We start from the raw sequence: 7,029 nt of genomic DNA on the forward strand, positions 1-7,029 counted from the left end.
ATGTATGAATACTGTCACATGCCCTAAATGCAGAATAAAGATGGACTTCATTGCTGAATCAGAAAGTAGTGATGGAATAAAGAGGATAATAAAGTATTATTATAGATGCCCTGCTTGTGGAGTCAGAATATTAGATACTAGTATTGAGACAATAAAAGATACCAGCAGTATTTTAATAAAAATTAGTCATTAAGTTTTTTAAAGTAAATAGATGTAGAGGAGGATATACGCTCATTAAATTTATATTCTTGATATTGAAAAATTCCTTTACTAAGCTACTATCTGGATTATACTCATCTAAAAAAATCTTTGATGCCTCTGCAAATGAGTCTAAGTTGACTAACTTATAACTTAGGAAGAGAAAGAAGACAAGTAAGTCCCAGGCTTTATAAGATATATTGTTTGATTTCATCGATTGCTCAGCATCTATAATAGCTAATTTTTTGTCATTCGTAAGTAGAAAATTACTTATCTTTGTGTCTCCTAAAACAAATCCCTCCTCATGTATTTCCCTAATCCCTTTAGCAACTATTTCTATATTCCTCTCGTTTACCTCTTCACCACTTACAAATTCTCTAATAATACATAGCGTTTTTGTGTCTATATCGACTATTTTAGGTACATAGACGTTCTTTTCCCATTTTTCAAGGAAAAAATCCATTTCTCTATAAAATCGCTCTTTTGGATCTGCGACATAAGGATAGTTCCAAAAGAAACTAGAAATAAAATACCACTTTATTCCAAAAACTGAAGTATAACATTTTTCGACATATTGCTCATCATCGACTTTCACTATCCGTGATTGCCCATAACGACTTTCAAACATCATTATTTGTTATATTAATCCTTAATCTTATTAATTCTCCATCGTCGTAAATTTCGGAAGGTTTCCTAGTTAAAAATCTTGAGATATCTAAATTTCTTGGGGAAAAATCCAAAATATCTCCTTTCTTATTCATTATCACTATGAGTTCTGTCACGATAGCATACTTATTCTGAATTGTCTTTTAAAGTTTCCTCTATAATATCAACATACTTAAAGAGATCGTCTGGGAAAATTAACACCGTAGTCTTAGAATCCTTTACCTTATCATAAGCAGCAAAAGTAGCTCCGGAACTCAAACCTATTAGAATTCCAGAATTCCTAGCTACGTTAATTACTCCTTGAATAGACTCTTCAAATGATACATCAATTACTCTATCTACCTTGACTTCTTTAAGCAGGTCATTCCCATTATCTTGCCTCTTAATTCCGGGTATTCGTGAATCTTTAGAAGGTTGAACACCTATTATCTCGATCTCATCCCCATATTTTCCTTTAAAATACTTACTTATTCCAGCTAGATGACCACCTGTTCCCATAGTTGCTATGATGCGCGCAGGGGTCTTACCTACAGAATTAAGTTGCTCATCTATTTCCCTTGCCGTAGTTTGATAATGAGCTATCACGTTTAATGGGTTGCTAAACTGATTCAAGTGCAAAGAATTACTTATCTCTGCAAATTTTTTCACCAAAGGAATTAAATCGTTTGTAGAATTTCCACCTTCTATCACATCTCCGCCTAATAACTTTACGAGAACCTTATACACTCTTGGTGCTGTTATAGGAATAAACATCGTGAATTTTACTCCATAAATTGCTGATAATGATGCTAATGCCACGCCTAAATTACCTGATGTAGCTTCAACGATTTGTCTAGAGTTGTTAACTAACGCTTGCTTGAATAAGTAGTATGCAGTCCTATCCTTTATGCTCCTGCTGAAAGGATTGTAATATTCTAGCTTTCCCCAGACATCATCTCCTATCTTTAGCTTTAACAGCGGAGTAGGCCACATTCCTTCTAGTAGCTCTTGTTCACTTCCGAATACGTGAAGATTGGTAGATGACACAATATAGATCTACCGATTATTCGTAGTGATAGGTAGTATTTATTTTTTAACTAACTTAAGGCGTACCTCAAACTTTTTATTTACTTTTGAAACACCAATAAATTCATTCCCAGTTTCCTTACACCACTTTTCTAGTTCTTGACCTACTGCTTCCCATTTAGTTATAATTGATAATTCCTCTTCTTGGCCTTCTTTTAACGAAAGCCACTCCTTTAACACTGTAGTTAGGATAACTGGGCAAATTTCGTCTGACTCAATCTTTTTCAAAGAGTTATCACCAAGTCTGACTCTTTAGCTTCAAGTAAAAAAGATATACTTCCAGACAATTTAACATTTTCAAATAAATCGTCTTTATTAGCGTTTACTAGCTTAAGACCGGCTTCATCAACGTAAAATTCTATACCTTGGTTTAACGCCTCATCAATCAGCTTAGATACATCCGGTATATTTAACCTCTTCATTTGTAATTTAACAAAAATTCTGGCAAAAAAAGGTAGACTCAGTTTACTAGCACCCTTCCGATTTTTAGTAAATAATATTACAGCTTGAGAAGTTACAAAAAACTTAACAGACCAGCCTAGTGCTTTAGCACCTAAGGCTATAACTAATCCGTGGTATAACTTATCCATACTATTGTCAGCTAGCAGAATAGTAATCTTATTCATCAATAATTTAAACTCACTATGAGGATTATAAACGTGCAACTTAAATGTTAATAAGAGCATTAACAATTTTTATAAACGACTATTCTAAGATTTCTGAATACTCAGATAAGCTAAGCAGGATAAATGAAGACTACATTTGGAGTAAAAGGTTGTCATTACCTCCTACTCCCAAAAATATTAGCCTTAGTAAGTTAGTAGATTTTCTACCTAGTAAAGATAAAAACATTATGTTTAGTCTAATTGCGCTTGATAATAGCGATAATAGAATCGGAGAAATTAAAGATATATTAAAAACAGATAATAGAATATTCGCACATGTGTTGGTAAGAGATATTAAAAATATAGAAAGTGTAGCTAGGTTTCTCATTAGCTTAGAGCCTGATGAAGCTACGAGGTTCGCGTTATTATATAATTTTGAATTTCTTACTACTCCTTATTTTCCCACGTCAACAGCAAATACTGTATACGACTCTTTTGGCTTATCCTTACTTTATGTTAATGACTTTAAAAACGGAAAAATAGATTTTGCATTACAGAAAGCTAATGAGATTGGAAAGGAATTTCAGAAAAGATTAGGTATAAAATTTTTAGGTATTGACGCTTCATTATCCCCATGGATGAATGAAAGCGTAGCCGAAATTATTGAGGCTAATAGTGGGAAAATTTTCAATATAGCTAACTTATGGTATATAGGAGAAATAAATCAAAAAATCTTGGAAAGCACATGGAGGAATAGAGTAAGTCCTATAGGTTTCTCGGAACTAATGTTACCCATAGCTGAGGATAACATATTGAGAGAAAGGGTTAAAGAAGGTTCTCTAACTCTAAAAGATATACTACTAATGAGTTACTTCTGTGTTGCCGGAATTGATATGGTTGGCGTATATTCCAATTTATCTATATATGAAAATTTATTAAAAGATATATATTATATTCAACACGTAAAACGTAGACCATACGGTGTAAGATTAATTCCTACTCATGGTAACCCAGTATTATCCAACATGTTTGGAGAAATACCCGAAGTTAAAACAGTATAGTATTGTTTAAAACTACTTTTATAAGCTTAGAATTATACAATACATCATGGAGGTAGTATATAATGGAAGTTAGGAGGGTTCAAAAATTCGGAAAATCTACGCTCATGGTTTCGTTACCTGCAGAATGGGTAAAGGAAGTAGGACTTAGTCCCGGTGAAAGCGTTTATCTAGAAGTAGATGAAGACGGAAGCCTTAAGGTATATCCTCCAAACTTGAAGGCTGAGAGTAACGTAAAAGAAATGAAGGTGATAATTCAGAGCAACTCAACCCCATCAGAATTGATGGGGAGAGTGATTTACTCCTTATATATTTTAGGATATGACAGAATAGATATTGAAAGCAAAACTGGGGCTTTTACTGAAGATATTTTGAGAAAAATTAAAGACTCGATAAGGAATTTGATAGGATTGGAAATAGTGTCTCAATCGACTGATTATATTCAGATACAATCCTTCTTAGATCCCACGAAATATACGATGAATAATTTAATAAATAGGTTATCAAATTCTATAAAACAAATGCTCCATTATCTGGACTTAGGGATAAAGGAAGGGAGTAGAACTTTTCTCCAGGAGGTTGTCGAGCTGGAGAAGGAAATAGATAGATTGTACTACCTTGCATTAAGACAACTATTGTTAGCTCAGATGAATAGAAGTTTAGCCTATATGATAGGCGTGAAGAGAATACAAATAGTAGGTAATAGAATATTGATAAAGGCAATAGAGGAAGCTGCAGACGAAATTAGTGAAATAGCATTAGACTTGTTGTCACTACATCCTCCAGATTTAGAAGAGCTCAGAAAACTATGGGATAAGATGAACATTTACATAGAACAGACTTCATCGGTCATTGACCACTCAGTTAAGGTACTATCCAAAGAGGATATTATATTAATAAATGAGGTTATGGAGGAATTAAGAACCTTAAGAAGAGTCCTAATAACGGAGACGTTAATATCGGAAGAGATAACTAAAGAAATAAAATCACCATCATTATTAGCAATAGTAAGAACATTCAACTTAAGGTTATATAACGCTATCAGAAGAATGGAGCCTATTACTGAAATAGCATTTAACAGAAGCTTAGAAAACTTAAAAGAAGTACAAATTGTTAGCTAATAATATCTTTCAATTGCGAAATTACATATTCTCTTATTTCTTTAGCTGAAGGTAGATGTTTTACGACTTTACCATTATCAATATATTTCTCAAGCAATGGTCTGCATTGATCATTAGGCGACTTCTGATCTAGGAGAGTAATAACGTCCTCTAGTTTTCCGCATCTATAAACTTGTTTAGCACCTGGCCACTTCCCCCTCTTTGTGAAGGGAACCCATTTTCCATTAATGTACTTTTCTACAATATCCGCACTGAAATCTACACTGGGTGGAAAAGATATGCTAGTACCTACTCCGAAACCATCAACGTGATCCCTCAAATTAATCACGTCGTCCTCATCAATACCTCCGCTTACAAATATCTTAACATGCTTGTAGCCATTTATGTCTAGGGTCCATCTAATTTCTTGAATTATTTTCTTAAAATTACCCCTTCTGCTGGAAGGGGTGTCTAGTCTAATACCATATAATTTATCACCCAGCAAGTTAGCAGCTTTTAACGCCTCAGTTCTCTCATCTTCAAATGTATCGACTAAAACTATTCTGGGTACTTCTGGTCCCATAGCTTCATCAAATGCCTTCCAAGCCGTAACATTATCTCCCACTACTAACATTAATGCGTGAGGCATAGTGCCGGAAGGATTAACGCCTAAGTATTCTTTACTCATAGCTCCAGAAACACCATCAATTCCGCCGATATACGCTGCCCTATCTGCCATAGGAGCTATTGCGGGATGTAATGATCTAAGACCAAAGTAAAATATGGTTTTATCCATTGCGAGAGATTTGATCCTAGCTGCCTTTGTAGTAATGCTAGAGTAATGTCTTAAAATGCCTAGGATGGCTGTTTCATAGATTCCGAAATCTAAATAATTACCTTCAATTATCATTACTGGCTCTATTTCTTTAAATAAAGTTCCCTCAGGCATAGCGTAGACAGTAACTGGAATCCCTTCAAGAAGCTCAATAATCTCTTCCAATCCACTGAAGACTGCCCACTGATAGTCTTTTGGAAGTCCATAAGAGTGAAACTCCATTCTAACCTTAGCTTCTTTTATTCCTAGCTTTTCCAATGTTTTTACCGTTCTCTCAAAGTAAATATCAGTGATTTTACCTTCCTTAATTTGCTGAAAACTTGAAACATAAAATCCCATACGTGGCTCATATGTAATTAAAAAGAATAAATTTTAAACCTTATATTCTCAAACTTTTCTGAGTCTTAGAATGATAACAGCAGAAATGGTACCATATGATATTTTGATAAAAAGGCTTGCATCATATATCAAGGAAAACGTAAAGACTGTATCTCCTCCAGAATGGGCTATTTTCGCCAAAACTGCAAGTTTTAAGGAGAGAGTACCCGATAATCCAGAAGAATGGTGGTATGTTAGGGCTGCATCACTACTCAGAAAAGTATATGTTAATGGTAGTGTTGGAATTGAAAAGTCTAAAATAATCTATGGGGGGAGTAAGAGAAGAGGAACTAAACCAGAAAGATCTGTAAGAGCTCCTGGACACGCTAATAGGTTAATATTACAACAATTAGAAAAAGCAGGATTAGTGCAGAAAGTTAAGAATAAAGGAAGAGTATTAACTCCGAGAGGAAGAGCACTACTAGATAAAATAGCATACGAAATATTTAAAGAGTTGGCAGACAATAATCCTTCTTTGAAAGTATATCTAGAATAGAAGGTGAGATAAAATGTCTTCTCCAGATAATTATGACGATGAGGAACTCCAAGAGATATTGAGAAGAAGAGCAATGCAAGAGCAGAGAAGAATGGAGGAAGAGAGAAAAAGGAAAGCTGAGGTGGAAGCTCAGAAAGAGGCTTTACTTAGAGCTATTTTAACATCTGAAGCCAGATTAAGACTTAATAACGTAAAGCTGGTAAAGCCAGAATTAGCTGAATCATTAGAGAATCAACTAATAGCTTTAGCACAGTCTGGGAGAATAAAAGTTCCAATAACGGATGAGGAGCTAAAACAAATATTAGCACAAATTTCTGAGCAGAATAAACGTGACTTCAAGATACAGATAAAGGAGAGGGGATGGAAATGAGTAGAAACAAACCATTAGGCAAAAAGATAAGACTAGGTAAGGCAATGAAATCAAACGTACCCATTCCAATATGGGTAGTTTTAAAAACGGGAGGAAAAGTTAGATTTAACCCACTGAGAAGAAATTGGAGAAGAAATAAGTTAAAGGTGTAAATAAATGAAGGAGAAGGATAATTTTGAAATGGTAGTAAATCTAAGAAGAGTAAAGATGGGAAGAAGAAACATTAGAAGTAGGAGAGCTGTTAACACGATAAGAGAA

General features: G+C 34.3%; 12 protein-coding genes and 1 pseudogene. 7 read left to right on the forward strand and 6 right to left on the reverse strand.

All coding sequences use genetic code 11. The features are described 5' to 3' along the window. Positions 1–4: 4 nt before the first annotated feature. Positions 5–193, forward strand: coding sequence for a hypothetical protein (locus DMP16_RS00975; RefSeq protein ID WP_069282384.1), 189 nt, complete (start codon positions 5–7; stop codon positions 191–193). On the opposite strand, the gene DMP16_RS00980 is transcribed toward DMP16_RS00975, so the two are convergent. From DMP16_RS00980 to DMP16_RS00995, 5 genes are all read right to left on the reverse strand, one after another. After that, a complete protein-coding gene (locus tag DMP16_RS00980; RefSeq protein ID WP_231961229.1) occupies positions 173–793 on the reverse strand; it encodes a serine/threonine protein kinase in 621 nt (206 codons plus the stop codon). The genes DMP16_RS00975 and DMP16_RS00980 overlap by 21 nt on opposite strands. A gap of 25 nt (positions 794–818) precedes the next feature. Further along, positions 819–980, reverse strand: coding sequence for a hypothetical protein (locus tag DMP16_RS10800; protein WP_185957792.1), 162 nt, complete (start codon positions 978–980; stop codon positions 819–821). A gap of 10 nt (positions 981–990) precedes the next feature. After that, positions 991–1,836, reverse strand: coding sequence for a PLP-dependent cysteine synthase family protein (locus DMP16_RS00985; RefSeq protein WP_143576829.1), 846 nt, complete (start codon positions 1,834–1,836; stop codon positions 991–993). Positions 1,837–1,929: 93 nt separating this feature from the next. Continuing rightward, positions 1,930–2,157, reverse strand: a complete 228-nt coding sequence (locus tag DMP16_RS00990) for a sulfurtransferase TusA family protein (RefSeq protein ID WP_069282386.1) — start codon at positions 2,155–2,157, stop codon at positions 1,930–1,932. Continuing rightward, entirely contained in the window at positions 2,154–2,555 is a 402-nt protein-coding gene (locus DMP16_RS00995; RefSeq protein ID WP_069284580.1) for a DsrE/DsrF/DrsH-like family protein, read from the reverse strand. The genes DMP16_RS00990 and DMP16_RS00995 overlap by 4 nt, the downstream gene beginning before the upstream one ends. Before the next feature lie 44 nt (positions 2,556–2,599). Here DMP16_RS00995 and DMP16_RS01000 point away from each other — a divergent pair, with 44 nt between their 5' ends. Then, positions 2,600–3,595, forward strand: a complete 996-nt coding sequence (locus DMP16_RS01000; protein WP_069282387.1) for a DUF711 family protein — start codon at positions 2,600–2,602, stop codon at positions 3,593–3,595. 62 nt (positions 3,596–3,657) lie between these two features. Next, positions 3,658–4,713, forward strand: a complete 1,056-nt coding sequence (locus tag DMP16_RS01005) for a phosphate uptake regulator PhoU (RefSeq protein ID WP_069282388.1) — start codon at positions 3,658–3,660, stop codon at positions 4,711–4,713. On the opposite strand, the gene DMP16_RS01010 is transcribed toward DMP16_RS01005, so the two are convergent. Continuing rightward, positions 4,706–5,866 (reverse strand): nicotinate phosphoribosyltransferase, encoded by a 1,161-nt coding sequence (locus DMP16_RS01010; protein ID WP_069282389.1) that lies wholly within the window; start codon positions 5,864–5,866, stop codon positions 4,706–4,708. The genes DMP16_RS01005 and DMP16_RS01010 overlap by 8 nt on opposite strands. 70 nt (positions 5,867–5,936) lie before the next feature. Between DMP16_RS01010 and DMP16_RS01015 the strand changes: the two genes are divergently transcribed. The 4 genes and pseudogenes from DMP16_RS01015 to DMP16_RS11260 all read left to right on the forward strand — a co-directional run. Continuing rightward, positions 5,937–6,401: a 30S ribosomal protein S19e gene (locus DMP16_RS01015; protein ID WP_069282390.1), complete on the forward strand. Its 465-nt coding sequence runs from the start codon at positions 5,937–5,939 to the stop codon at positions 6,399–6,401. A gap of 13 nt (positions 6,402–6,414) precedes the next feature. Then, complete coding sequence (locus tag DMP16_RS01020; protein ID WP_069282391.1) at positions 6,415–6,771, forward strand: DNA-binding protein; 357 nt, start codon at positions 6,415–6,417, stop codon at positions 6,769–6,771. Continuing rightward, positions 6,768–6,923: a 50S ribosomal protein L39e gene (locus DMP16_RS01025; RefSeq protein ID WP_069284581.1), complete on the forward strand. Its 156-nt coding sequence runs from the start codon at positions 6,768–6,770 to the stop codon at positions 6,921–6,923. Before DMP16_RS01020 ends, DMP16_RS01025 begins: the two co-directional genes overlap by 4 nt. A gap of 4 nt (positions 6,924–6,927) precedes the next feature. Continuing rightward, a pseudogene (locus DMP16_RS11260) lies at positions 6,928–7,029 on the forward strand (50S ribosomal protein L31e); the annotation flags it as partial.

The organism is Sulfolobus sp. B1, assembly GCF_007050195.1.
GTDB lineage: Archaea > Thermoproteota > Thermoprotei_A > Sulfolobales > Sulfolobaceae > Saccharolobus.

Excerpts from the sequence above, each read along its gene's own strand:
- DMP16_RS01000 (WP_069282387.1), top strand. The coding sequence starts at position 2,600 with ATGTTAATAAGAGCATTAACAATTTTTATAAACGACTATTCTAAGATT.
- DMP16_RS01005 (WP_069282388.1), top strand. The coding sequence starts at position 3,658 with ATGGAAGTTAGGAGGGTTCAAAAATTCGGAAAATCTACGCTCATGGTT.
- DMP16_RS00975 (WP_069282384.1), top strand. The coding sequence starts at position 5 with ATGAATACTGTCACATGCCCTAAATGCAGAATAAAGATGGACTTCATT.
- DMP16_RS01025 (WP_069284581.1), top strand. The coding sequence starts at position 6,768 with ATGAGTAGAAACAAACCATTAGGCAAAAAGATAAGACTAGGTAAGGCA.
- DMP16_RS01015 (WP_069282390.1), top strand. The coding sequence starts at position 5,937 with ATGATAACAGCAGAAATGGTACCATATGATATTTTGATAAAAAGGCTT.
- DMP16_RS01010 (WP_069282389.1), bottom strand. The coding sequence starts at position 5,866 with ATGGGATTTTATGTTTCAAGTTTTCAGCAAATTAAGGAAGGTAAAATC.
- DMP16_RS00985 (WP_143576829.1), bottom strand. The coding sequence starts at position 1,836 with ATGTGGCCTACTCCGCTGTTAAAGCTAAAGATAGGAGATGATGTCTGG.
- DMP16_RS00995 (WP_069284580.1), bottom strand. The coding sequence starts at position 2,555 with ATGAATAAGATTACTATTCTGCTAGCTGACAATAGTATGGATAAGTTA.
- DMP16_RS01020 (WP_069282391.1), top strand. The coding sequence starts at position 6,415 with ATGTCTTCTCCAGATAATTATGACGATGAGGAACTCCAAGAGATATTG.